The 23,066-nt window shown below is 67.7% G+C and carries 29 protein-coding genes; 20 read left to right on the top strand and 9 right to left on the bottom strand.

Going from position 1 to position 23,066, the window contains the following annotated elements; genetic code table 11:
• The first annotated feature begins 110 nt into the window (after positions 1 to 110).
• Genes ABQE44_RS18185 through ABQE44_RS18195 form a run of 3 tightly spaced genes read left to right on the top strand, consistent with a single transcriptional unit; the run spans position 111 to position 2,209 of the window.
• Positions 111 to 350 (top strand): hypothetical protein, encoded by a 240-nt coding sequence (locus ABQE44_RS18185; RefSeq protein WP_448431191.1) that lies wholly within the window; start codon positions 111 to 113, stop codon positions 348 to 350.
• Between the two features lie 59 nt (positions 351 to 409).
• A complete protein-coding gene (locus ABQE44_RS18190; protein ID WP_448393889.1) occupies positions 410 to 1,258 on the top strand; it encodes a hypothetical protein in 849 nt (282 codons plus the stop codon).
• A gap of 36 nt (positions 1,259 to 1,294) precedes the next feature.
• Positions 1,295 to 2,209, top strand: coding sequence for an alpha/beta fold hydrolase (locus tag ABQE44_RS18195; RefSeq protein ID WP_448393890.1), 915 nt, complete (start codon positions 1,295 to 1,297; stop codon positions 2,207 to 2,209).
• On the opposite strand, the gene ABQE44_RS18200 is transcribed toward ABQE44_RS18195, so the two are convergent.
• Entirely contained in the window at positions 2,206 to 2,430 is a 225-nt protein-coding gene (locus tag ABQE44_RS18200; protein WP_448393891.1) for a hypothetical protein, read from the bottom strand. The genes ABQE44_RS18195 and ABQE44_RS18200 overlap by 4 nt on opposite strands.
• Before the next feature lie 42 nt (positions 2,431 to 2,472).
• On the opposite strand from ABQE44_RS18200, the gene ABQE44_RS18205 reads away from it, so the two are divergent.
• A complete protein-coding gene (locus ABQE44_RS18205; RefSeq protein ID WP_448393892.1) occupies positions 2,473 to 2,970 on the top strand; it encodes a macro domain-containing protein in 498 nt (165 codons plus the stop codon).
• Here ABQE44_RS18205 and ABQE44_RS18210 read toward each other — a convergent pair.
• Positions 2,967 to 4,238, bottom strand: coding sequence for a competence/damage-inducible protein A (locus ABQE44_RS18210; protein ID WP_448393893.1), 1,272 nt, complete (start codon positions 4,236 to 4,238; stop codon positions 2,967 to 2,969). The two genes, ABQE44_RS18205 and ABQE44_RS18210, sit on opposite strands and share 4 nt — an antisense overlap.
• A gap of 57 nt (positions 4,239 to 4,295) precedes the next feature.
• Here ABQE44_RS18210 and ABQE44_RS18215 point away from each other — a divergent pair, with 57 nt between their 5' ends.
• Positions 4,296 to 4,682, top strand: a complete 387-nt coding sequence (locus tag ABQE44_RS18215; RefSeq protein WP_448393894.1) for a PaaI family thioesterase — start codon at positions 4,296 to 4,298, stop codon at positions 4,680 to 4,682.
• A gap of 14 nt (positions 4,683 to 4,696) precedes the next feature.
• Here ABQE44_RS18215 and ABQE44_RS18220 read toward each other — a convergent pair whose 3' ends face one another.
• Positions 4,697 to 5,446, bottom strand: a complete 750-nt coding sequence (locus ABQE44_RS18220) for a glucose 1-dehydrogenase (RefSeq protein ID WP_448431193.1) — start codon at positions 5,444 to 5,446, stop codon at positions 4,697 to 4,699.
• A gap of 68 nt (positions 5,447 to 5,514) precedes the next feature.
• Here ABQE44_RS18220 and ABQE44_RS18225 point away from each other — a divergent pair, with 68 nt between their 5' ends.
• From ABQE44_RS18225 to ABQE44_RS18250, 6 genes are all read left to right on the top strand, one after another.
• A complete protein-coding gene (locus ABQE44_RS18225; RefSeq protein WP_448393896.1) occupies positions 5,515 to 6,588 on the top strand; it encodes an NAD(P)H-dependent amine dehydrogenase family protein in 1,074 nt (357 codons plus the stop codon).
• A gap of 17 nt (positions 6,589 to 6,605) precedes the next feature.
• Positions 6,606 to 7,370, top strand: a complete 765-nt coding sequence (locus ABQE44_RS18230) for an HAD family hydrolase (protein WP_448393897.1) — start codon at positions 6,606 to 6,608, stop codon at positions 7,368 to 7,370.
• Between the two features lie 162 nt (positions 7,371 to 7,532).
• Positions 7,533 to 8,666 carry a nitronate monooxygenase gene (locus tag ABQE44_RS18235; protein WP_448393898.1) on the top strand — a complete coding sequence of 378 codons (1,134 nt, stop codon included), beginning with the start codon at positions 7,533 to 7,535 and terminating at the stop codon, positions 8,664 to 8,666.
• Positions 8,667 to 8,803: 137 nt separating this feature from the next.
• Positions 8,804 to 9,400, top strand: a complete 597-nt coding sequence (locus ABQE44_RS18240) for a TetR/AcrR family transcriptional regulator (RefSeq protein ID WP_448431195.1) — start codon at positions 8,804 to 8,806, stop codon at positions 9,398 to 9,400.
• Positions 9,390 to 11,618, top strand: coding sequence for a molybdopterin-dependent oxidoreductase (locus tag ABQE44_RS18245; RefSeq protein ID WP_448431197.1), 2,229 nt, complete (start codon positions 9,390 to 9,392; stop codon positions 11,616 to 11,618). Before ABQE44_RS18240 ends, ABQE44_RS18245 begins: the two co-directional genes overlap by 11 nt.
• A gap of 2 nt (positions 11,619 to 11,620) precedes the next feature.
• A complete protein-coding gene (locus ABQE44_RS18250; protein ID WP_448393901.1) occupies positions 11,621 to 12,037 on the top strand; it encodes a hypothetical protein in 417 nt (138 codons plus the stop codon).
• 4 nt (positions 12,038 to 12,041) lie between these two features.
• Here the strand turns inward: ABQE44_RS18250 and ABQE44_RS18255 are convergent, their stop codons facing one another.
• Positions 12,042 to 12,581, bottom strand: coding sequence for a hypothetical protein (locus tag ABQE44_RS18255; RefSeq protein WP_448431199.1), 540 nt, complete (start codon positions 12,579 to 12,581; stop codon positions 12,042 to 12,044).
• Positions 12,582 to 12,799: 218 nt separating this feature from the next.
• Between ABQE44_RS18255 and ABQE44_RS18260 the strand changes: the two genes are divergently transcribed.
• Positions 12,800 to 14,041 (top strand): cytochrome P450, encoded by a 1,242-nt coding sequence (locus ABQE44_RS18260; protein ID WP_448393903.1) that lies wholly within the window; start codon positions 12,800 to 12,802, stop codon positions 14,039 to 14,041.
• Here ABQE44_RS18260 and ABQE44_RS18265 read toward each other — a convergent pair.
• Complete coding sequence (locus tag ABQE44_RS18265) at positions 14,020 to 14,313, bottom strand: hypothetical protein (RefSeq protein WP_448393904.1); 294 nt, start codon at positions 14,311 to 14,313, stop codon at positions 14,020 to 14,022. The two genes, ABQE44_RS18260 and ABQE44_RS18265, sit on opposite strands and share 22 nt — an antisense overlap.
• Positions 14,314 to 14,398: 85 nt before the next feature.
• Between ABQE44_RS18265 and ABQE44_RS18270 the strand changes: the two genes are divergently transcribed.
• The 5 genes from ABQE44_RS18270 to ABQE44_RS18290 are packed head-to-tail and all read left to right on the top strand — an operon-like array spanning position 14,399 to position 17,474.
• Positions 14,399 to 15,175, top strand: a complete 777-nt coding sequence (locus ABQE44_RS18270) for a helix-turn-helix domain-containing protein (protein WP_448393905.1) — start codon at positions 14,399 to 14,401, stop codon at positions 15,173 to 15,175.
• A 42-nt stretch (positions 15,176 to 15,217) separates the two neighbouring features.
• Positions 15,218 to 15,637, top strand: a complete 420-nt coding sequence (locus tag ABQE44_RS18275; RefSeq protein ID WP_448393906.1) for a lipoprotein LpqH — start codon at positions 15,218 to 15,220, stop codon at positions 15,635 to 15,637.
• Positions 15,638 to 15,645: 8 nt separating this feature from the next.
• Positions 15,646 to 16,017 (top strand): nuclear transport factor 2 family protein, encoded by a 372-nt coding sequence (locus tag ABQE44_RS18280; RefSeq protein ID WP_448393907.1) that lies wholly within the window; start codon positions 15,646 to 15,648, stop codon positions 16,015 to 16,017.
• Between the two features lie 51 nt (positions 16,018 to 16,068).
• Entirely contained in the window at positions 16,069 to 16,791 is a 723-nt protein-coding gene (locus ABQE44_RS18285) for a FadR/GntR family transcriptional regulator (RefSeq protein WP_448431201.1), read from the top strand.
• Complete coding sequence (locus ABQE44_RS18290) at positions 16,788 to 17,474, top strand: sterol desaturase family protein (RefSeq protein ID WP_448431203.1); 687 nt, start codon at positions 16,788 to 16,790, stop codon at positions 17,472 to 17,474. The genes ABQE44_RS18285 and ABQE44_RS18290 overlap by 4 nt, the downstream gene beginning before the upstream one ends.
• Here the strand turns inward: ABQE44_RS18290 and ABQE44_RS18295 are convergent.
• Positions 17,471 to 18,247: a L,D-transpeptidase gene (locus ABQE44_RS18295; RefSeq protein ID WP_448393910.1), complete on the bottom strand. Its 777-nt coding sequence runs from the start codon at positions 18,245 to 18,247 to the stop codon at positions 17,471 to 17,473. The genes ABQE44_RS18290 and ABQE44_RS18295 overlap by 4 nt on opposite strands.
• Positions 18,248 to 18,594: 347 nt before the next feature.
• The gene (locus ABQE44_RS18300; RefSeq protein WP_448393911.1) at positions 18,595 to 19,545 is read right to left on the bottom strand and encodes a threonine ammonia-lyase; all 951 of its coding nucleotides are present in this window, start codon (positions 19,543 to 19,545) and stop codon (positions 18,595 to 18,597) included.
• A gap of 51 nt (positions 19,546 to 19,596) precedes the next feature.
• Here ABQE44_RS18300 and ABQE44_RS18305 point away from each other — a divergent pair, with 51 nt between their 5' ends.
• Positions 19,597 to 20,586, top strand: coding sequence for an NAD(P)H-dependent flavin oxidoreductase (locus ABQE44_RS18305; RefSeq protein ID WP_448431205.1), 990 nt, complete (start codon positions 19,597 to 19,599; stop codon positions 20,584 to 20,586).
• 5 nt (positions 20,587 to 20,591) lie between these two features.
• Positions 20,592 to 20,969: a thiol-disulfide oxidoreductase DCC family protein gene (locus ABQE44_RS18310; protein WP_448393913.1), complete on the top strand. Its 378-nt coding sequence runs from the start codon at positions 20,592 to 20,594 to the stop codon at positions 20,967 to 20,969.
• A gap of 10 nt (positions 20,970 to 20,979) precedes the next feature.
• Here ABQE44_RS18310 and ABQE44_RS18315 read toward each other — a convergent pair whose 3' ends face one another.
• Positions 20,980 to 21,525 (bottom strand): lipoprotein LppJ family protein, encoded by a 546-nt coding sequence (locus ABQE44_RS18315; protein WP_448393914.1) that lies wholly within the window; start codon positions 21,523 to 21,525, stop codon positions 20,980 to 20,982.
• Entirely contained in the window at positions 21,509 to 22,159 is a 651-nt protein-coding gene (locus tag ABQE44_RS18320) for a TetR/AcrR family transcriptional regulator (protein WP_448393915.1), read from the bottom strand. The genes ABQE44_RS18315 and ABQE44_RS18320 overlap by 17 nt, the downstream gene beginning before the upstream one ends.
• A gap of 61 nt (positions 22,160 to 22,220) precedes the next feature.
• On the opposite strand from ABQE44_RS18320, the gene ABQE44_RS18325 reads away from it, so the two are divergent.
• Positions 22,221 to 23,063 carry an alpha/beta fold hydrolase gene (locus tag ABQE44_RS18325; protein ID WP_448393916.1) on the top strand — a complete coding sequence of 281 codons (843 nt, stop codon included), beginning with the start codon at positions 22,221 to 22,223 and terminating at the stop codon, positions 23,061 to 23,063.
• Positions 23,064 to 23,066 lie beyond the last annotated feature (3 nt).

Here is a 23,066-nt window from a genome sequence, read left to right on the forward strand (position 1 = left end):
ATTAACAGGTGCCGGCGCCCGATGAGCGCCATGATGGTCGATGCCGCAGCCATTCGGCGGGAAACGAAAAAAGGCGTATCACCGCGCCGCATTCCCCTACCGTTTCAGGCGTGGAAGCACACCCGGCAAAAGCCCCCGATCTGATCCCGGTCGAGGCACTGCGCTCAGGTGACCCCATCACCGACGTCAACGGTGGCGGTCAGCATTACAAGGTGTTGGAATCCAAGGTCCTCGGCGAAGGCTGTGTGGTCCTGGAACTGGAATCCAAGGTCGACGACCAGTTTCGGGTGATCGAAATGTCGTTCCCCGCCGGATATCAGATGGGTAGGTCGCCCCGGCACTTCTGGTAGTTGCGCCGGTGCGACGCACACATGATTAGCTCAGCAAGTCGACACCGATGGGAGCGCGCATGCTGCGAGATATCCGTGAGCTGACCGATTCGCCGGGAGAGTACGCCGCCGAACTGCGTCGCCGCTGGGGCGGCCTGCTGAGCTACCGCTACATCGGTCGCCGCTACGCGCAGATGGACCTCGGCCCCGAGGACAACACCGTCACGCTGCGCCGCGACATGCGCAACACCACAGGCGGGCTGCTGTTCGCGGTGCTGGGCATCTGCGCGCCGGAGAGCGGCCACATGTCGGATCTGGAGGCGGTGCCCAACCCGGTCATCCATTCGTGTCAGATCCTCGACCCCGGCCGCGACGTCGCACGCATCGAGATCATCTCCGAGGAACTTCGGCGCGGCCGCCAGATGGGGTACAGCCGGGCGACGATCGTCGACGCCGAGAACCGCGACCGGGTGCTCGCGCTCATCGAGGGCCAGGGCGTCAGCATCGGCACACCGCCCGAAGGCCTGCAGAAGATGGAGGCCAACCCGCTGGAGGTCGTCGACTCCCCCGACCTGCCTGCGTTGTGGCAGGTCTTCGGCGGGTTCCGCAGGGACGACGGCAACTGGGGGCTGCCCGAACTCGCCGTCGAGGTCGCCTCGCCGGACGCAGCCCTGCACATCGGTCCGCAGTTCGTCATGCTCGAGACGGCCGCCATCGACGCGGCGGCGACGTTCGCGGGCACCGACCGGATCCAGGGCGTGTCGAACCACGTCATGTTCATGGCCCGCGGAAAAGCAGGCCCGTTCCGCCTGGAGACCGAACCCATATCCGGCCCCGACGGCATGGTCGCCGTGCGCGTGCACATGTACGACGAAGGGTTCGAGGACCGGCTCACCACCGTGGGCTCCTATCAGTTCCGGGTGGTGTAGCCGCAGGCCAGCTGTGGACCGTGAGACACTTTCGGCATGGCTGTCGCAATCGCCCGCCCCAAGCTCGAGGGCAGCATCGCCGTCGGTGACAACCGGCGCATCGGGTTCGCCGAATTCGGCGATCCACGGGGCCGCCCCGTCTTCTGGCTGCACGGAACGCCCGGCGCGCGTCGGCAGATCCCGATGGAGGCCCGGGTCTATGCGGAGCGTGAAGCGATCCGGCTGATCGGCCTCGATCGGCCCGGCATCGGCTCGTCCACCCCGCACCAGTACGACTGCGTGATTGCCGTCGCCGACGACCTGCGCATCATCGCCGACACACTCGGCATCGACAAGATGATCGTGATCGGCTTGTCCGGCGGCGGTCCCTACACGCTGGCCGCCGCGGCGGCGCTACCGGACCGCGTCGTGGCCGCCGGTGTCATCGGCGGTGTGGCCCCGACAGTGGGCGTCGACGCCATCTCCGGTGGGTTGATGGGCAACGTCGGCACTCGCGTGGCGCCGCTGCTGCAGATCGCCGGCGCCCCGATCGGCGTGGTGGCCAGCGCGCTGATCCGGGTGATCAAGCCGGTCGCCGAGCCCATCGCCGACCTGTACGGCCGGGTGTCGCCGGAGGCCGACCGGCGTCTGCTGGCTCGCCCCGAGGTCAAGGCGATGTTCCTCGACGACATCCTCCACGGCAGCCGCAAGCAGATGGCCGCCCCGTTCTCCGACATCGTCACGTTCTCCCGGTACTGGGGCTTTACGCTCGCCGATATCCGGGTGCCGGTGCGGTGGTGGCACGGCGACGCCGACCACATCGTCCCGTACGAACACGGTCAGCACGTGGTGTCGAACCTGGCCGACGCCGAGCTCTACCCGATGCCCGGCGAGAGCCATCTCGCCGGTCTCGGGCGCGCCGAGGAGATCCTGCAGACCATGATGAAGGTCTGGGACGAGTACGCGGCTTAGCGTTTCAGCCAGCCCACGACCGTTTTGAGGTCGCGCGAGTAGGCCATCAGGACATCGTCCTGATACAGCGCGCCGCCGCTGATCGCGTCATCGCCCTGCCAGATCACGTGCACGCGCACCGGGCTGCGGGTGTAGTAGTCGACCCGGTCCGAGTCCCTGCGGTGCCATCCGGCCTCCGTGGCGAACTCGGATAGCTCCCCTCGTTCGACGATTGTCGTCATTAGGTATTCCTCCTGTGTCGCCCGGCGAGAGACGATACCCGCATGATTGAACTCGAGGTGCTTCAGGCCGATGTGACCAAACTCGACGTGGACGCGGTCACCAACGCGGCCAACACCGAGCTCCGGCACCGCGGCGGGGTGGCCGCCGCCATCGCCCGAGCCGGCGGCGACGAACTGCAACGGGAGTCGCGACAGAAGGCGCCGATCAGGCTCGGTGAGGCGGTCGAAACCACCGCTGGCGACATGCCGGCCCGCTACGTCATCCACGCCGCGACGATGGAGCTCGGCGGGCCCACCTCCGGGGAGATCATCGAGCGCGCCACCGGCTCCGCGCTGGCCAAGGCCGACGAACTCGGCTGCCGCTCTTTGGCTTTGGTGGCCTTCGGGACCGGCGTCGGCGGGTTCCCGCTCGAGGAGGCCGCGCGGCTGATGGTCGGTGTTGCGCGTCGCCACGAGCCGCAGAGCCTGCAGCGCGTCGTGTTCGCCGTCCACGGTGACGCCGCCGAACAGGCGTTTGCGGCCGAAGTGGAACGGGGCTAAACCACGTCGCTGCTCAATGTGCGGCGCAACAGATGCATGGCGACGGTGGTCGACCGTTCGCGTACATCCGCGCGGTCCCCCGGCAGCTGCAAGGTGCGCGTCACGATGCGGCCGTCGTGCATCTTGAGGCTGAAACAGACTGTTCCCACCGGCTTTTCGGCGGTACCGCCGCCGGGGCCCGCGATACCGGTGATCGCGACGGCGGTGTCAGCCCCGAAGCGGCGCAATGCGCCGTCGGCCATGGCTTCTGCGACCGGTTCCGACACCGCCCCGTGGGTTTCGATTAGTGTGGGGTCGACGCCGAGAAGTTCCGACTTGGCTTGGTTGGAGTAGGACACCACTCCCCCGGCGATGTAGGCCGATGAGCCGGCCCGATCGGTGAGGCGAGCCGCCAGCAGTCCGGCCGTGCACGATTCCGCGGTGGCCAGCCAACGCCCGGCCAGCAGGTCGGCGACTTGCTCGTCCACGGTGGAGCCGTCTTCGGAGAAGATCTCGTGGCCGTGGCGTTGCCGCAGCAGCGTCATCAGGTCCGCGTACGCGCCGGCCGCACCAGGTTCATAGCGCGTCACGATTTCGATCTCGCCGCGACGCAGGCAGGTGGTGATCTCGAGCCGGTCAAAACCGTCGACGCGCTGCTCGGCTTCGCGCAGTGTTTCGGCCAGCCCGGATTCCGGCAGCCCGAACATGCGGACCATTTCCTGGCGGTAGGCGGTGCGTGCCGCGATCGCCTCCTGCACGGCGGGTGTCTGTACCGCGGCCCGCCACATCGGCTGCAGTTCGCGCGGCGGGCCGGGTAGCACCACGACCGTCGGCTTACCGGGAACCACCACACCGGGTGCGGTGCCGACCGGGTCCAGCACGTGGGCACCATCGGGGATCAGAGCCTGTTTGCGGTTGGCCGCGTGCAGCGCCTCGGCGTTCACGTCCGGAAAGCGCGCCATCAGCCGCGCCACGATGTCGGCGACCATCGCCTCGACGCGGCTGTCCAGTTTGAGGTCGCGGCCGCAGAACCGGGCCACGGTTGCGACGGTCATGTCGTCGGCGGTCGGGCCGAGGCCGCCGCTCGTCACGATCAGGTCCACTCCTTCGGCGGCCAGGAACCGCAACTGGGCCTCGATGTCGCCGGGCCGGTCACCGCAGATCGTGATGTGCGCCAGCTCGACGCCGAGCTCGAGGAGACGGTCGGCGATCCAGGGGCCGTTGCGGTCCTGGATGCGGCCGGTGAGGACCTCGGTCCCGGTGACGACGATGCCCGCGCGTGCGCTCACGAGCTACGAGACTACGCACAACGGCGTCGGAGCAGCAGCCCGGTAATGTCATTACCCATGACGGCGCCGAAGTCGCTTCGCGAACTGTTCGATCAGCTCGGGTTGACCGAGGTCCCGTCGTCGGACGACACCGTCGTGATGGAGATGCCCGTCGATGAGCGCACCGTCAACACCGCGGGCGGGTTGCAGGGCGGGCTGATCGCCACGATGGCCGATGTCACCGCAGGCCAACTCGCGTCGCGGGCCACCCCGTTCGGGCTCGCCATCGCCACCACGGACCTGTTCATCCGCTATCTGCGGCCCATCAAGGTCGGCCCGGCCCGCGCCGTGGCGCGCATCCTGCGCACCGGCAAGCGTTCGGTGGTGGTGCAGGTCGACATCTACCGCGGCAACGACGAGCAGGTCTGCGCCACCGCGACGGTCAACTTCGCCGCCGTCGACTGAGCGCCGGGGGTCGGTCAGCCCGTCGGCAGCGCCTTGTGCGGCACGTCGGCGACCAGGCCGCCGTCCATGACGAACTCGGCCCCGGTGGCGAACGATGATTCGTCACTGGCGAGGAACAGCACGAACGTCGCCACCTCGTCGACGGTGCCGGGCCTGCCCAACGGCGCCTGCACCATGTCCTCGGGCAGGTGTTTGGTCATCGGGGTCCGGATGAAGCCGGGGTGGATCGAGTTGACGCGGATCTTGTTGTGCGCCAGTTCGAGTGCCGCCGACTTGGTCAGGCCGCGCACCGCCCACTTGGAGGCGACATAGCTGTGCACCCAGGCGGCGCCGCGCAGACCCTCGATGGACGAGACGTTGATGATGGAACCGCCGCCCGCGTTGGTCATCGGATCGATCACGGCCTTGATGCCGAGCATGGTGCCGGTCAGGTTGACGTCGAGCACGTCCTGCCACTTCTTCACGTCCAGCGTCTTCAGCGGGCCCAGCGCCACGATGCCGGCGTTGTTGACCAGCACGTTGAGCGTGCCGAAGTCCTGGGTCGCGGTCGCGACCGCAGCCTGCCACTGGTCGTAGTCGGTGACGTCGAGATGCACGTAGCGTGCCGCCCCGCCGAGTTCGTCGGCCAGCGCCTTGCCCTCGCCGTCGAGGATGTCACCGATGACCACCTTGGCGCCCTCGGCCACGAGCATCCGGGCGTGCGCGGCGCCCATACCTCGGGCGCCGCCGCTGATAAGTGCAACTTTTCCGTCCACGCGTCCCATGAGGGGTCAGGCTACAGGGCACACGTGCTACAAGTAGAACCTGTTCCAGTTCGGCGAAGGGAAGCAGGATGGCCATCCGCGTCGCGCTCATCGGTACCGGCAACTGCGGCAGCCTCGCGCTGAGGCAACTCGTCGACGATCCGCGCTTCGACCTCACCGGCGTCTGGGTGTCTTCGGACGCCAAGGTCGGCAAGGACGCCGGGCAATTGGCCGGGTTGAACGTCACCACCGGGGTCACCGCAGTCAACGACCTCAACGCGATCATCGCCGCACAACCGCAGGCCATCGTGTACTGCGCGATGGGCGACACCCGGCTTCCCCAGGCCATGGCCGACATCCGCCAGATCCTGTCCGCGGGCATCGATGTGGTCGGTTCGGCGCCCGGGGTGCTGCAGTACCCGTGGCAGGTGATTCCGGACAAGTACATCGAACGCATCGAAGACGCTGCACGCCAGGGCGATTCAAGTGTATTCATGACCGGCGTCGATCCCGGGTTCGCGACCGACCTGCTGCCGTTCGCGCTGGCGGGCACCTGCCAGCGCATCGAGCAGATCCGCACCATGGAGATCGCCGACTACGCCAGCTACGACGGCGCGACGGTGATGTTCGAGGTGATGGGCTTCGGCAACCAGATCGGCGACTTCCCGCTGTTGTTTCAGCCCGGGGTGCTCAGCATCGCCTGGGGCACCGCGATCCGGCAGCTCGCCGCCGGGCTCGGGGTCGAGGTCGACGAGATCAAGGACTCCGTCGAACAGGAACCGGCGCCCGAGGACTTCGACGTCGCCGTCGGCACCATCAAGAAGGGCGCCGTGGCCGCGCTGCGCTTCCAGATCGAAGGCATGGTCAAAGGCAAACCGGTGATCGTCGTCGAACACATCACCCGATTGCGACCAGACCTGCGCCCGGACTGGGCGCAGTCGGCCCAGCCCGGCGGTTCCTACCGCGTGGAGATCGTCGGCGAGCCGTCCTACACCATGGACATCTGCCCGACGAGCCGCAACGGCGACCACAACTATGCGGCGATCCTCGCTGCGGCCGGACGCATCGTCAACGCCATCCCGGACGTGCTCGCCGCGCCGCCCGGCATCCGGACCACCTTGGACATGCCGCTCGTGACCGGTAAGGGCCTGCTGCGCCCTTAAGTAGTCTGGAGCGCAACATGAGCGCCCACCCGGTGGCACCCGACCCGATCGCGGAAATCGCCGCGAGCCCGCCCGGCCCGCACGTCGGCGCGTTCTTCGACCTGGACGGCACGCTCGTCGACGGTTTCACCGCGACCGCGCACGCCGCCGACCGCATCAGGCGCAGACAGGCGCGTATCGGCGAGGTGCTCGGCGTCGTGGAGGCCTCGCTGCGATATCGCTTCGGGCGCATGCAGTTCGAGCGCCTGCTCACCCGAGCCGCCGGATACCTGCGCGGCGAATCGCTGGCCGAACTCGACGTGCTCGGCGAGCGGCTGTTCGTCGAACGCGTCCTCTCGCGGGTGTTTCCCGTCATGCACGAGATCGTGGTCGCGCACCAGCAGCGTGGGCACACGGTCGTACTGAGCAGTTCGGCGCTGACCATCCACGCCGAACCCGTCGCCCGCTACCTCGGCATCGACCACGTACTGTGCAACCGCTTCGAGCTCGACGACGCCGGTCTGCTCACCGGGCGCATCGCCAAACCCGTCATCTGGGGGCGGCGGAAATCCACTGCGGTGCAGGGCTTCTGCGAGTCAAACCGGATCGACCTCAAGCACAGCTACTTCTACGCCGACGGAGACGAGGACGCTGCGCTGATGGTGCTGGTCGGCCACCCCCGGCCGGTCAACCCGCGCCCGCGGCTGTCCGCGATCGCCGCCGAGCACGGCTGGCCGGTGCTGCGCGTGGCCGGATCGCCGCGACGGCGCCGGTCGCTACGCCGGCTCGTCGGCTATGACTGACCCGGCGCCCCTTTGCCGCCGAGTGTGGGGTCGAAACACGCTCGACGCGACCGCGGCGTGCGGGTAACCCACGTTCGCCGGATTCGAGGCGCGGTTGACGCAGCCACTACGCTAAACTAGAACACGTTTCAGTTCGCGACAGCGTCCTATCGAGGAGCCGGCATGCACACCCCCATCTGCGACGAACTCAATATCGAGTTCCCGATCTTTGCCTTCACCCACTGCCGCGATGTCGTCGTCGCCGTGAGCAAGGCCGGCGGGTTCGGCGTGCTCGGTGCGGTCGGGTTCACGCCCGAGCAGCTCGAGATCGAGTTGAAGTGGATCGACGAGAACATCGGCGACCACCCCTATGGCGTAGACATCGTCATCCCGAACAAGTACGAGGGCATGGACGCCAGCGACCTCGACCCCGACGTGCTCAAGAAGACGCTGAACGACCTTGTGCCCCAAGAACACATCGATTTCGCCAAGAAGATCCTCGCCGACCACGGCGTGCCGGTCGAGCACAGCGACGACGATGCGCTGCAGCTGCTGGGCTGGACTGAGGCGACCGCCACCCCGCAGGTCGAGGTGGCACTGCAGCACCCCAAGTGCACGCTGATCGCCAACGCGCTGGGCACCCCGCCCGCCGACATGATCAAGCACATCCACGAGTCCGGCCGCAAGGTCGCCGCGCTGTGCGGTTCGCCGTCGCAGGCCCGCAAGCACGCCGACGCCGGCGTGGACATCATCATCGCCCAGGGCGGTGAGGCCGGCGGCCATTGCGGCGAGATCGGCTCGATCGTGCTTTGGCCCCAGGTCGTCAAGGAGGTCGCGCCGGTGCCGGTGCTGGCCGCAGGCGGAATTGGCAGCGGTCAGCAGATCGCGGCGGCGCTCGCCATGGGCGCGCAGGGCGCATGGACCGGCTCGCAGTGGGTCATGGTCGAGGAGTCCGAGCACACCCCGGTGCAGCACGCCGCCTACGCCAAGGCCACCAGCCGCGACACCGTGCGCAGCCGCTCGTTCACCGGCAAGCCCGCGCGGATGCTGCGCAACGAGTGGACCGAGGCGTGGGAGAACCCAGACAACCCGAAGCCGCTGGGAATGCCGCTGCAGTACATGGTCTCGGGCATGGCGGTCGCCGCCACCCACAAGTATCCCAACGAGAGCGTCGATGTGGCGTTCAACCCGATCGGTCAGGTCGTCGGGCAGTTCAGCAAGGTGGAGAGGTCCGCAGCGGTGATCGAGCGCTGGGTTCAGGAGTACCTGGAAGCCACCAACACGCTCAACGAGATCAACGAGGCCGCTTCCGTCTAATTCGCGGCTCGGCCGCGGCTGTCTAATTCGCGGCTCGGCCGCGGCTGTCTAATTCGCGGCTCGGCCGCGGGTCTGGTGCGCTGCGCCGCCGTTATGTATGGTGTCATACATAACGGCGGACGGAGGGTCGGTCGCACATGGTCAGCCATCGAGAGCGGATGGTCGTCTCCGCTGCCTTGTTGATCCGCGAACGCGGCGCGCATCCGACCGCCATCGCCGACGTGCTCGCACACAGCGGCGCCCCGCGCGGTTCGGCGTACCATTACTTCCCCGGCGGCCGCACCCAACTGCTCTGTGAGGCCATCGATTTCGCCGGCGACCATATTGCTGCGCGAATTCAAAAAAGCCGCAGCGGAATCGAGATACTCGACCGGGTTGTCAGCGACTATCGCAAAGAACTCCTCCGCACCGACTACCGGGCGGGTTGCCCCGTCGTCGCCGTCAGCGTCGAGGCCGGCGAACCTGCCAAGCAGGAGCAAACCGCCCCCGTGATCGAGCGCGCCGCCGCAGCTTTCGGTCGCTGGACCGACCTCATCGCAGCACAGCTGATCGCCGACGGGGTGCCGAAGAAGCACGCCGACGAGCTCGCCATGCTGGTCACCACCGCCATCGAGGGGGCGATCGTGGTGGCGCGGGCTTCCCGCGACGTCAAGCCGCTGGATCTTGTTCACGGCCAACTGCGGACGCTGCTGAAGGCGTCGATGCCGGAAAGGAAACCCGTAGATGACCGGTGACTGGCAGCCGACAGCCTGCATCCTCTGCGAATGCAACTGCGGCATCGTGGTCCAAGTCGACGGCCGCAACCTGACGAAGATCCGGGGCGACAAGGCGCATCCGGCCTCACGGGGCTACACGTGCAACAAGGCGCTGCGGCTGGACCACTATCAGAACAACCGCGGCCGACTGACCTCGCCGCTGCGGCGACGGCCCGACGGTGAGTATGAGGAGATCGACTGGGACACCGCGGTTTCTGAGATCGTCGACGGCTTCAAGGACATTGCGGCCAGCTACGGCGGCGACAAGATCTTCTACTACGGCGGCGGCGGCCAGGGCAACCACCTCGGCGGCGCCTACAGCGGCGCGTTTCTCAACGCGCTTGGCTCGCGGTACCGGTCGAATGCGCTGGCGCAGGAGAAGACCGGCGAGGCCTGGATCGACGCACAGCTTTACGGCGGCCACACCCGCGGCGAGTTCGAACTTGCCGAGGTCGCAGTGTTCGTCGGCAAGAACCCGTGGATGTCGCAGAGTTTCCCGCGCGCACGCGTGGTGCTGAACGACATCGCAAAGGACCCCGACCGCTCGATGATCGTCATCGACCCGGTGCTCACCGACACCGCGAAGATGGCGGACTTCCACCTGCGGGTCCGGCCGGGGACCGACGCCTGGTGTTTGGCTGCGATCGCCGCCGTGCTCGTGCAGGAAGACCTCTGCGACGAAACATTTCTGGCCGCCCACGTCACCGGCACCGAGCCGGTGCGTGCGGCGTTGCGCGACGTCTCAGTCGTCGACTACGCACAGCGGTGCGGCGTGGACGATGAACTGATCCGAGTCGCGGCGCGGCGGATCGGCAGCGCAGGCAGCGTCGCGGTGTTCGAAGACCTCGGTGTGCAGCAGTCCCCCAACAGCACGTTGTGCTCCTACTTGAACAAGCTGTTGTGGATTCTGACTGGGAACTTCGCCAAACGCGGTGGACAACACCTGCATTCGACGTTCGGTCCGCTGCTGCGGCACGCGCCTGAGATCGGTCGGACCCCGGTCACCGGCGCGCCGGTCATCGGTGGTCTGGTGCCGGGCAACGTGGTGCCCGCAGAAATTCTGACCGACCACCCCGACCGGTTCCGGGGGATGATCGTCGAGAGCAGCAACCCGGCGCACTCGCTGGCGAATTCCGCGGCGTGCCGCGACGCGTTCCGGTCGCTGGACCTGCTGGTGGTCATCGACGTCGCGATGACCGAAACGGCCCGGCTCGCCCATTACGTGTTGCCGGCAGCCACCCAGTTCGAGAAGGCCGAGGCGACGTTCTTCAACCTGGAGTTCCCACACAACACATTTCACCTGCGTCATCCGCTGATGGATCCGTTGCCCGGCACCTTGCCCGAGGCCGAGATCTGGGCGCGGTTCGTGCGTCGGCTCGACGTGGTCGACGAGGCCGACCTGGCGCCGCTGCGAGTGGCGGCCAAACAGGGCCGCGCAGCGTTCACAGAAGCCTTCCTGAACGCGGTCGGGTCCTCGCCGATGCTGGGCAAGGTGCTCCCCTTTGTGCTGTACGAGACGCTGGGTCCCACGCTGCCCGAAGAGCTGCGGAGCGCGGCGGCGTTATGGGGGCTGGCGCAGAAAGTGGCACTGACCTATCCCGATGCGGTCCGCCGCGCCGGGTACGCCGACGGTAACGCGTTGTTCGACGCAATCCTGGCGAGCCCGTCGGGGCTGACGTTCACCGTGCACGACTACGGCGACGACTTCGAGCTGATCAGCCACCGCGACCGCAAGATCGCCATGCACATACCCGAGATGCTCGACGAGATCCGTGCCCTCGCCGCGCCGGTGCCCCCGCTGACCAGCCAGGAGTTCCCGATCGTGCTGTCGGCGGGCGAGCGTCGCGCCTACACCGCCAACGACATCCTGCGCGACCCGTCCTGGCGCAAACGTGACCGCGACGGTGCGCTGCGGGTCAGCGTCGAAGACGCCGAGGCGCTGGGGCTGAGCGACGGTGGCCGCGCCCGCATCACCACCGTCGCAGGCGCCGCCGAGGCGAGTGTCGAGATCAGCGAGGCCATGCTGCCCGGGCACGCGTCGCTGCCCAATGGTTACGGCCTCGACTTCGAAAACGATGTCGCCGGTGTCGCGCTGAACGCGCTGACCTCCTCCGAATGGCGTGACGCCTACTCCGCGACGCCGTGGCACAAACATGTGCCGGCACGCATTGAGGCGCTTCCGGGACAGCGACCATGACCGTGAGCACGCTTTCTCGGATCGACTACGAGGACACGTTCTTCGTCGACGTCGCATCGCCGCAGGCGCGCACGGCCGAACAATGGATGCGGGTGATCCTCGAAGGCGCGCCGGCGGCGGTGCGGCGGCAGTTGCTTTCGGGCTGGAAATCGCTGGGGCTCAAGGCAGTCCCGCACAGCTCCGAGCGGTCGATACTCGGCTGGCAGATCAGGGACAGCACAGCCGATTTCGTATTGCTCGGCCGGAAATCACGGATCGGTATGCCCGGTGAGCTGTTGTTGCGGCGCACCGAGCACGGCTTGTTGTTCGCGACCTTTGTGCAATTCGGAAACCCGATCGTCCGGCTGCTGTGGGCGGCCGTGAAACCGACGCATGTGCGCACGGTGACTTCGCTGCTGGAGGACGCCAGCCGTCGCTAACCGCTCAGGGTGCAGGCGCAGGTGCAGCGGGTGGCGGCGGTGCGGTGCCAGGCGGCGGGTTCGGATGCGCGGACAAGCCGGGAGGCGGGGTGGCGTTCGGGTCGAGCGGACGCTGCGTCAGCAGCAGCAGGGCGTCCTCGCCGCTGACCTCCTGAGTCCGCACGGCATGCCACAGCTCACGCAGGTAGGTCAACCCTCGGCTCTGCGATCTGTCGGTCGGCACCATCGTGGTGTTGGGCGGCAGGTTCTGCGGGCTCGGCAGGTGCGGCGTACCTTCCACCGGCGCAGCGGCCTCCGCGACAACTCCATCGCCAGGCGGGGTGTGTGGTGCAGGTGCCGGCGTGGTCGGCGCGGGCGCAGCGAGCGCGGGCTGTGCAGACGGGACGGGCACCGTCTGCGCGGTAACCGGTGCGGGCGGCGGCGGGGCGGGCGGCGTGGGCGAGACGGGCGCGGCCAGCGCCGACGGCGCTCCGATGAGCAGCGCCGAGAGCAGGCCGAGGCCTGCGGTGACCCCGAGTGCCTTCGCGTCGATGTCCAACCTCACGCATGCCCCCTTCCGGTTACTCCACAGGTGGCGTCACTGGATGAATATGCCGGGCCGCCAGAATTGTTACACCTGTGCCCCTAGTGACCAAGAAGTCAATTAGCGACGCCGTCGGAACACGTTTCACTTCCGAAATTCCTCAACACGGCTCAACAGGCTCAACTGTGGTGTAGCAATGCGATAGGCGCACTAGATCCCGTCATGTGAGGAATGCATCCATGCCGACCCCGAATCTCCCGCCCGGCTTCGATTTCACCGATCCCGACATCTACGCCGAGCGACTGCCGGTCGAGGAACTCGCCGAGATGCGCAGGCTCGCACCGATCTGGTGGAACGAGCAGCCGATCGGAACGGGCGGCTTCGACGACGGCGGCTTCTGGGTGGTCACCAAGCACAAGGACGTCAAGGAGGTGTCGCTGCGCAGCGACGTCTTCTCCAGCCTGGCCAAGACCGCGCTGCCGCGCTACCGCGACGGCACGGTCGGCGAGCAGGTCGAGCGGGGCAAATACGTCCTGCTCAACATGGACGCACCGCACCACACCCATCTGCGCAAGATCATCTCGCGGGCCTTCACCCCACGGGCCGTCGAGCGGCTGCGCGAGGAACTCGGCCAGCGCGCACAGGCGATCGCCAAGGCCGCCGCAGCCGAAGGCACCGGCGACTTCGTCGAGCAGGTGTCCGCCGAACTGCCGCTGCAGGCCATCGCGGGCCTGATGGGGGTGCCGCAGGAAGAGCGGATGAAGCTGTTCCACTGGTCCAACCAGATGGTTGGCGACCAGGACCCAGAGTTCGCCGACAACGACGCGCTTACCGCGTCGGCGGAGCTGATCATGTACGGGATGAAGCTCGCCGCCGAGCGCGCCGACCAGCCCGGCGAAGACCTCGTCACCAAGCTCGTGCAGGCCGACGTCGAAGGGCACAAGCTCTCCGACGACGAACTCGGCTTCTTCGTCATTTTGCTCGCCGTCGCGGGCAACGAGACGACGCGCAACTCCATCACCCAGGGCATGATGGCGTTCACCGACTTCCCCGATCAGTGGGAGTTGTTCAAGAAGGAACGCCCGGGCACCGCCGCCGACGAAATCGTCCGGTGGGCCACCCCGGTCACCTCGTTTCAGCGCACCGCGCTAAAGGACACCGAGCTGTCCGGCGTGCAGATCAAGAAGGGCCAGCGGGTCGTCATGTTCTACCGCTCGGCCAACTTCGACGAGGACGTGTTCGACGATCCGTTCACTTTCGATATTCTGCGAGATCCCAACCCGCACGTGGGATTTGGCGGCACCGGCGCGCACTACTGCATCGGCGCCAACCTGGCCCGCATGACGATCGACCTGATGTTCAACGCCATCGCCGACCACATCCCCGACCTGGCTCCGCTGGCCAAGCCTGAACGGCTACGGTCGGGCTGGCTCAACGGCATCAAACACTGGCAGGTGGACTACTCCGGCGCACGCCCGTAGTCGATGATCGAACGCCAGTACTCCTCGGGGATCTCGGCGTTCGCGCGCAAGACCATCGCCAGGCCGGTCGCCATCGCGATCCCGAGCAGGGCCAGCCACAACCCGAACAGCCCGATGACCGCCCACAGCACCGCGGTCACCGTCGGCCACGGTGACAGCACCGCGAGCACCGGGGCGAAAAAGAAGCCGGCGCCGATGTAGGCCGCCGACCCCGCGCGGTCGGAGACCAACACGAAGCGCAGCCACCGTGGAATCGGCTGCTGGTTGTTCATGCCCTCACCGTGCACCCCGCAGGTAAGCGTCGCAATTACCTGACAGGTAGTGGTCGCGGCCGTAGTGGTCGGCGACACTGAACCCGTGAGCACACTCGACGCGTCGGCTCCGGCGTTCGGCGCCCTCATGCGCGACTGGCGCCAACGCCGCCGCTTGTCGCAACTCGACCTGGCAATCGAGGCCGCCGTCTCGGCGCGCCACGTCAGCTTCATCGAAACCGGACGGTCGGCGCCGAGCCGGGCCATGGTGTTGCGCCTCGCCCAGGTGCTCGACGTGCCCCTGCGCGAACAGAACCAGCTGCTGCTGGCCGCCGGGCTGGCGCCGGTGTACGGCGAACGCTCCCTCGACGATCCGGACATGGCCGCGGTGCGGGACGGGGTCGATCGGGTTCTTGGCGCCTACAACCCTTTTCCGTGCGTGGTGGTGGACCGGGGTTGGCAGATCGTGCGCGCCAACGCCGGCACCGGCGTGCTGCTGGAGGGCGTCGCATCCCACCTCCTCGAACGGCCGAACGCGCTTCGCCTGGCTCTGCATCCCGACGGATTGGCGCCGCGGATCCGCAACCTCGCGCAGTGGCGCCACCACCTCATCGCCCGGTTGCGCCGCGAAGCGGCTGTCAGCGGCTCGGCCGACCTGTCGGCGCTTTTGGCCGAGATCGAAGACTATCCAGGAGGTTTCGACGAAACCCTCGACCTCGGCGGTGTCGCCGTCCCCCTTGAGCTCTGCACACCGGACGGTCGACTGCTGACCTTCCTCAGCATGGTCACCACGTTCGGCACCGCGCTCGACGTCACCGCCGCAGAGCTTTCCATCGAGGCGTTCCTCCCTGCCGACGACGACACCGCTGCCGCTCTGCGGTGAAACACACACCGATGACCGCCAACGGCAATAGAGTCTGGCCCCATGGACAACCGACTTGTTGCGACGGCCGCAGTCGCCCTGATCGCCGGCGCGGCTGGATGTGCGGCGCAGCCGGCGGCGTTGGGCAGCACGACCGCGAAGGTGATCATCAACGGCGAGAGCACCGGCCAGCCCCATCCCGTGAGCTGTTCACAGTCGGGATGGGCGTGGACCATCGAAACTCCCGGCGAGGACAAGGGGTTCACGGCCAGCATCGACACCGGGGATCAGGTCACCGTCCAGTCGGTGGAGTTCCGCGACATCGGCGGCTTCACGGGCACCTTCTGGAACGGCAGCATCGGTGAAGCCGAGGTGACCAGCGAGCGCGGCACTTTCATCATCGACGGGTCGGCCGACGGTGCGTTCACCGACAACCCGAGCAACGCCGTCACCGCGCAGTTCCGCATCGAGGCCGACTGCTGAGCCCGGCGATGCATCCTTTCCGCCGCGCGATCGAAGCTAAAGACCTGGACTCTGCCCTCGCGCTGACCCACGATGACGTGGTGTTCAAGAGCCCGGTCGTGTTCGCCCCGTACGTCGGGCGGGAACCGCTGCGGCAGATCCTGGCGGCCGTGGTGGAGGTGTTCGAGGATTTTCGTTATGTCCGTGAAATCGGTGCCGACGACGGCCCCGATCATGCGCTGGTGTTCGAGGCCAGGGTCGGTGACAAGCGTCTGGAGGGTTGTGACTTCATCCGGCGCGATGACGCCGGCGTGATCACCGAGCTCACCGTCATGGTGCGGCCCATGTCGGCGATGCTGGCGCTGGCCGAGGCAATGAAGGCCCGGCTCAGCGCGACCTGACAACTGGTCAGACCACTTGACCTCTGGCCGGTGCGCTGGCAGGGTGGCAGCATGGCCCTGCAACCGGTGAACCGACGCTCCGTGCCCGAAGACGTCTTCGAGCAGATCGTCGCCGAGGTGCTCAGCGGCCAGATGCAGCCCGGGGAAACGCTGCCCAGTGAACGCCGGTTGGCCGAGGTGCTCGGGGTGTCGCGGCCCGCCGTGCGTGAAGCGCTCAAGCGGCTCACCGCCGCCGGTCTGGTCGAGGTGCGACAGGGCGACGCCACCACCGTGCGCGACTTCCGCAGGCACGCCGGGCTGGACCTGCTGCCCCGGCTGCTCATCCGCTCGGGCGAACTGGATGTGGCGGTGGTGCGCAGCATCCTGGAGACGCGGCTGCACAACGGGCCGAAGGTGGCTGAGCTGGCGGCCGAGCGACGCGGTCCGGAGCTGGCGGGGCTGCTGGACGACGTATTGCGCGCTCTGGGCGCCGAACCCGACCCGGTCGAACAGCAGCGCCATGCGCTGACCTTCTGGGATCGCGTCGTCGACGGCGCCGATTCGATCGCGTTCCGCCTGATGTACAACACGCTGCGCGCCACCTACGAACCCGCGTTGCCTGCCCTGGCCGCGGTGATGGCCGACGAGGTCGGCCGCCCGCAGGCCTATCGCGCGGTGGCCGACGCGATCGAGGCGGGTGAGCCGGAGCGCGCCAGACAGGCCGCACACGAGCTTCTCGAACCCGCGACCACCGCCCTGCTGGCCGCACTGGAGAACCTGGAGGAACAGCGATGAGCGCCACGCGTGCCGCCCGTAAGACGTTCACCTTGGCCGATGCGCGCCGCGAGTTCTGGAAGCACCCGTCCCCGTGGATGATCGGCGCGTTGCTGGGTGTCGCGTTTGTGGCGCGGATCGCCATCGGCGACTTTGCGCCCACCGACGCGGTCGTGCCGTTGGTGATGGTGGCGTTGTTCCCGTTCCTCGAGTGGATCGTGCACGTGTTCATCCTGCACTGGCGGCCAAAGAAATTCGGTCAGTTCACCTTCGATCCGCTCCTTGCCCGCGAGCACCGGGCTCACCACCGGGACCCGCGCACCGTCGCGTTGATCTTCATCCCGTGGAAGGCGCTGCTGTGGGTGCTTCCGCTCACGCTCGGCGTCGCGCTGCTGGCCTTCCCGCGGTTGGGCATGGGCCTGACTTTCCTGGTGTGCATCGCAGCGTTCGGTCTGGCCTATGAGTGGACGCACTACCTGATCCACACCGACTACAAGCCCAAAACACGTCTATACCGCGCGATTTGGCGCAACCACCGCCAGCACCACTTCAAGAACGAGCGCTACTGGTTCACCGTGACCAGTTCTGGCACCGCCGACCGGGTGCTCGGGACGTATCCCGACCCGGCCACGGTGGAGAACTCACCTACGGTGAAAAACCTTCATGCCGAACAGGTATCGGTGGCGGGTAGGCAAGGCTCTTAGGCTCGGACGATGATCGGATCGCCGATGCGAACGGTGTCGAAGTACCAGGCCGCGTTCGATGGGCTGAGGTTGATGCAGCCGTGGCTGACGTTGGCGTAGCCCTGTGAACCCACCGACCACGGCGCCGAATGCACGTAGACACCGCCCCAGGTGACGCGAACGCCGTACTCGCCCTTGATCAGATAGCCTTCGGGATCGTCGAGCGGAATACCGATCGTGCGCGAGTCGAACGTGAGCCGGCGCTGCTTCTCGAGTGCGGTGAACGTGCCGGTTGGCGTCGGGAACTTGGGTTTGCCCATCGACGCGGGCATCTCGCGTGCCACCTCACCGTCGATGCTGACCGTGAACGTGTGGGCGCTGATGTCAGCAACGCTGACGACTTTCGCGCCGGTTTGAAAGTTGGCCTTCGCGCCACCCGCGGTTATCGCGATGGTCGAGTGGGCCGGCCAGAACGTCGTCGGGGTGAACTCCACCACCCGGTCGCTGAGCCATGTGAACGTGCCGGCGGGCGGTTCCGGGGATGCGATGTCGATGCCGCGCTCGGCGGCGGCCCGGTCAGCGACGGCGCCCGCGAAGGTGACCGTCACCGGATGCGCCACGCCGACCGTCTGACCTGCCGGTTGAATGCCGACGACGTGGGTGGATGTGGTCACGGCCGCAGGGCTGACCGCGACGGACCCGATCGTTGTGAGCGCGGCAACACCTGCCGTGACCACGACCAACCGCAGGGCCCGACGTAGGGTCCGCAACCCGTGCGTTTCGTCGTTCAGCACACTGCCATCCTAAGTTCTCTCGCCCGATTACACCGGCAACCGCACGTCGACCAGCGCCCATGTCGGCTGGCTCCATACCTGCGGTCTACCCGGTTCATCGATCTAATTGCCCAAATCGTTTCAGGGCAAACTCGAGTCAAACTCGGCAGCAGTCGACCAGGCTAAGGGTCCGCCGGCGGGACGCACGTTCGTCGCCCATCCAGTCGGTTTGGCCCGCTACTGCGATCCGGCACGTGAGTTCGCCCACTTCGGAATCATCGGCGCGATGGCAGTTTTGGCCGGAGTCGTGGTCTTCGCGTTGGCGCCGTGGACCGGCAGGCAGATGATGCCGGGCGTGCACTCAGCCGCTACGAGCACAGAATCTCCTGCAGCAGCGCGGGTTCGATGTTGCCGCCGGACAGCACCATCACCGTGCGCCCGGGTGGCGTTGAGCCCTGCCGGTAGGCCGCCAACGCAACCGCACCGCTGGGCTCGCTGACCAGCCGTGCGCGCAGCGCCAGTTCGCGTACCGCGGACCGGATTTCACCCTCGGTCACCGTGACGACGCCGTCCAACACGGCCTGCAGGTGGGCGAAGGTCAGCTCAGACGGTTGAGAGCGAAGGCCGTCGGCGATGGTGCGGTTGCGGTCCTCGATCGGCCAGTCGACGCGGTGACCGACACGCAACGCCGCAGCGGTGTCGGACGCCAACGCCGGTTCCACCCCGAACACCCGCGCGTTCGGACACAGCGCCTTGATCGCCGTGCCGATCCCCGATGCCAGACCGCCGCCGCTGACCGGCACCAAAACGTTGTCGACGGTGGGCATGTCCTCGGCGATCTCCATGCCGATGGTGCCTTGTCCGGCGATGATGTCGGGGTGGTCGAACGGCGGCACCAGCACCCCGCCGGTCTGCTCGACCACGTCGGCGGCCACGCGCTCGCGCTGCCCGGCGTCGCACAGCACCACCTCGGCACCGTGGTTGCGGGTAGCGGCCACTTTGACCTGCGGGGTCTCGCGCGGCATGACGATATGCGCGGGGATCCCGAACACCGCCGCGGCGTACGCGACCGCCTGCGCATGGTTTCCGCTGGAGTACGCGACCACTCCCCTGGTGCGCACGGACTCGTCGAGACGACCGATCGCGTTGAACGCGCCGCGCACCTTGAATGCGCCGATCGATTGCAGACTTTCGGGTTTGACCCACAGCGGCCGGTCTTCGTCGCCCGCCCACACCGCCGCAAGCAGCGGGGTGCGCACAATGAAGGCGCGGACCCTGGTGGCCGCCTCTTCGATGTCGTCGACCGTCACGAGCCGCACGCGTTCAGTCTGACGCATGACGGCAGCGATATGGTGGCGCCGTGACGGCTGATGGATCTGCTTGACCGCCTACGCCTCGACGTTCCGGTCGCCCAAGCGGGGATGGGCGGCGGGCTGGCCGGCCCTGAACTGGCCGCTGCGGTCGCTGCGGCCGGCGGATTGGGCACCCTGGGGCTGACCGCGCCCGACCGGCTCACCGACGCCGTGAGGTACGTGCGGGAGGCCGCGCCCGGCCGCGCGGTCGCGGTGAACCTGCTGATGCCCTTCGTCCGTCGCAGCCATGTCCAGGTGTGCGTGGAATCGGGCGTCGACGTCGCGGTGATGGCGTTTCGAATCGACCGGGCGATGATCTCGCAGCTCCGCGACGGCGGGTTGTTCGTGTTCGTCATGGTCGGCACCGAACCGCAGGCCCGCCAGGCCATCGCCTGGGGCGCCGACGGGTTGATCGCGCAGGGACGCGAAGCCGGCGGCCACCTCACCGGCGACACCGAGGCGTTGAGCTTTCTGCCGGCGGCATTGCGCGTCGCCGACGGCCGGCCGGTTCTGCTGGCCGGGGGGATCGCGTCGGCGCAGGACACCCGCGCGGCGCTGGCGGCTGGTGCGGGCGGCGTGGTGGCGGGCACCCGGTTTCTGCTGACCCGAGAGTCCCGCGCCCATCACCGGTATCAGCAGCGGATCCTGGCCGCGGACAAGACGTTTCGGACCACCCTGTTCGGGCTCGGCTGGCCCGCACCGCACCGCGTGGTAGCCAACGCCGCCACCCGACGCTGGTGTGACGACGACGGACGCGCACGGCTGGCGCCACGGTTGCTCAACGCGTTCAGCGCCCCGCTGGCCCGGCTTCCCGACCGCGCGGCGGCATCGGTGGGCGGCCTGCAGAAGCCGATCATGCCGCTGTTCTCCCCCGTCGCCCCGACGGTGGACATGCCGGACTCCGCGGTCGACCGTACGGCGCTCTACGCCGGCGAAACCGTGCTGCGGATCGACTCGGTGATATCGGCACGCGAGGCTGTCGCGATGCTCGCGCCGCGAGGACAATGAAGACCATGAACGGAGTGCTGTTCTTCGACGGCCGATGCGGCATGTGCACCAGGGCGCGAAACCTTCTGCTGAAGTTCGACCGCACCGGTGAGCTGACGACCGAACCGCTGCAGGGGGAAGGCGCCGCGCAACGCCTCGGCATTGCGGAATCACAGCTGCTGGAGTCGGTGCGCTGGCTCGATGCATCCGGCGCGGTCTGCGGGGGCGCCGAAGCGGTGAACGCCGCCCTGTCTTGCGCGCTGGGTTCACGCCTACCGCTGCGGCTTTACCACCTGCCCGGCGTCGGCGCGGTCCAGGAAGCGGTGTACCGCTGGGTCGCCGATCACCGGCACCGCTTTCCCGGCACCACCCCGTACTGCCAATCGCATCCGGTTTCCTGCTGAACCTGTCCGCTCAGCGCGGCGCGAGGAAGACGTCGGTCCATGCCGGGTTGTCGTCGCGGTGATCACCGGTGTTGCGGCACTCGCCGTAAAGCCGCAGCACAGCGACGCCCTCGTCCTGGCGGTGCAGCACCGCCAGGACGCCGTCCTTGGTGAGCTTGTGCCCGAAGTGCTCGGCCGTCGTCGGCGCCTGCGCCCAACCGTGTGCGGCCATCGTCGCGGCGACGTCGTCCAGATAGTGCCAATTGCCTTGTGGTAGCGGAAAATTGAGGTGAAAGACCGCCTGATACGGCGGCTCGTCGACGTTCTTGCACGACATGTACGCATAGCCGCCCGCCGGCCGCTGCAGCTGCGCTGCGGCGACGACCTGGCGCGCCGCGTCGAGGACCTGGGCCGCAGCCTGCTCGTCGGTGAGAGGTTCGGCGCGTTGGTGCGGCGCCTGCATGGCGGGTTCGTTGACCACCACGAACCCCACCCCAAGAAGCAGGCACAGCATCAGAGCGGCCCACAGCAGCGCCGTGGACTGCCGCGACCGTAACCAGTCACCCCGGTCGGGCATGGCCCGTCCCGGCGATGCCGCTGATCAATCGGTCACACACGGCCTCCATATCGCTGCGCGCCTGGTGGCGATCGGCCGCCCGCGAGACGAACAGCGCGGCCTCGTCGAGGGCACCCAGCAGCACATGAGCCGTCGAACGCAACGGCTGCTGCGGGATCGCGCCCTGTTCGACGGCGGCCGCAAGCATGGCTTCGATGACGCCGAGCCCGTATTTGACACCCACGGCGCGCCACCGCTCCCAGCCGAGCACGGCGGGCGCGTCGATCAGCACGATCTGCTGCACATCGGGCGCCGAACACCCGTCCAAAAAGAACCGGGCGCCGATCCGCATCGCCGCCACCGGATCACCGGGCTGCGCAGAGCTGATCTGGCGTCCGATATCGGCGACGAGTTCCCGCTCCACATCTTCGTAGACCGCGGCGAACAACTCGGTCTTATCGGCGAACTGGTGGTAGAGGGCGCCGCGCGTGACACCGGCCGCGTCGACGATCGCCTGCGTGGAAACCTCCGAAAATCCCTTGTCGGCGAACAATTTCCGGCCGGCACCGATCAGCTGCGCCCTGGTGGCCGCCGACCGCTCGGCCTGGCTGCGCCGCACCGGAGGCACAGAAGCATTCCCGTCGTTGACTTTCATACAGTCTGCACGTAACTTCCATACTAGTTGTTTGTAAGTTCTGATCGAAAGGATAGCGAAGATGCCGCAGATAGCGCTGGAGCAGGCCAGGGTCGGTTACCGCGTGTTGGGTCCACAGGACTCGCGGCATCCGCCGGTGGTGTTCGTCCACGGCATCCTCGCCGACAGCCGACTGTGGGACCGGGTCGCCGACGGCCTGGCTGCCCGCGGATACCGCTGTTATCTGCCGGACTGGCCGCTGGGCGCGCACACCATCCCGGTCGAGCCGTCGGCGCAGCTCACGCCGGCGGGGCTCGCGGCGATGATCCGAGACTTCATTGTCGCGCTCGGCCTTTCCGACGTGACGTTGGTCGGCAACGACACCGGGGGCGCCCTGTGTCAACTCGTCGTCGACGCGTATCCCGAACACATCGGCCGGTTGGTGCTGACCAACTGCGATGCGTTCGACAAGTTTCCGCCGTTCCCGTTCAACTTCGTGTTCGGCATGTTGCGCGGACAGGTCTCGATCAAGCTGCTGTTCGAAGCGTTGAGGTGGCGGCCGTTGCGCCACTCCCCGCTCGGCTACGGCCTGCTGTTGCGCCCCGAACCGCACCTGACGGCGTCCTGGGTGCAACCGGCCCGCAGCCACGCGCGCATCCGCCGCGACCTGGCCACCCTGTTGCGCGCGGTGGCCAAGACGGATCTGGTCGAGGTGGCCGCTCGGCTGCCGCAGTTCACCAAGCCCGTCACCGTGGTGTGGGGGCTTCGCGACCGTTCGTTCACGCCTGCGCTGGGCCGGCGATTGGCCGGCCAGTTCCCCCACTCGACCCTGGTCGAGGTGCCCGACGCGCGGACGTTCGTGTCGCTGGACGCGCCCGATGCCGTGGTCGACGCGATCGCCGGTGTGCGCGCCGCCCGGGCTTAACCG

It is taken from the genome of Mycolicibacterium sp. XJ2546 (genome assembly GCF_053483195.1).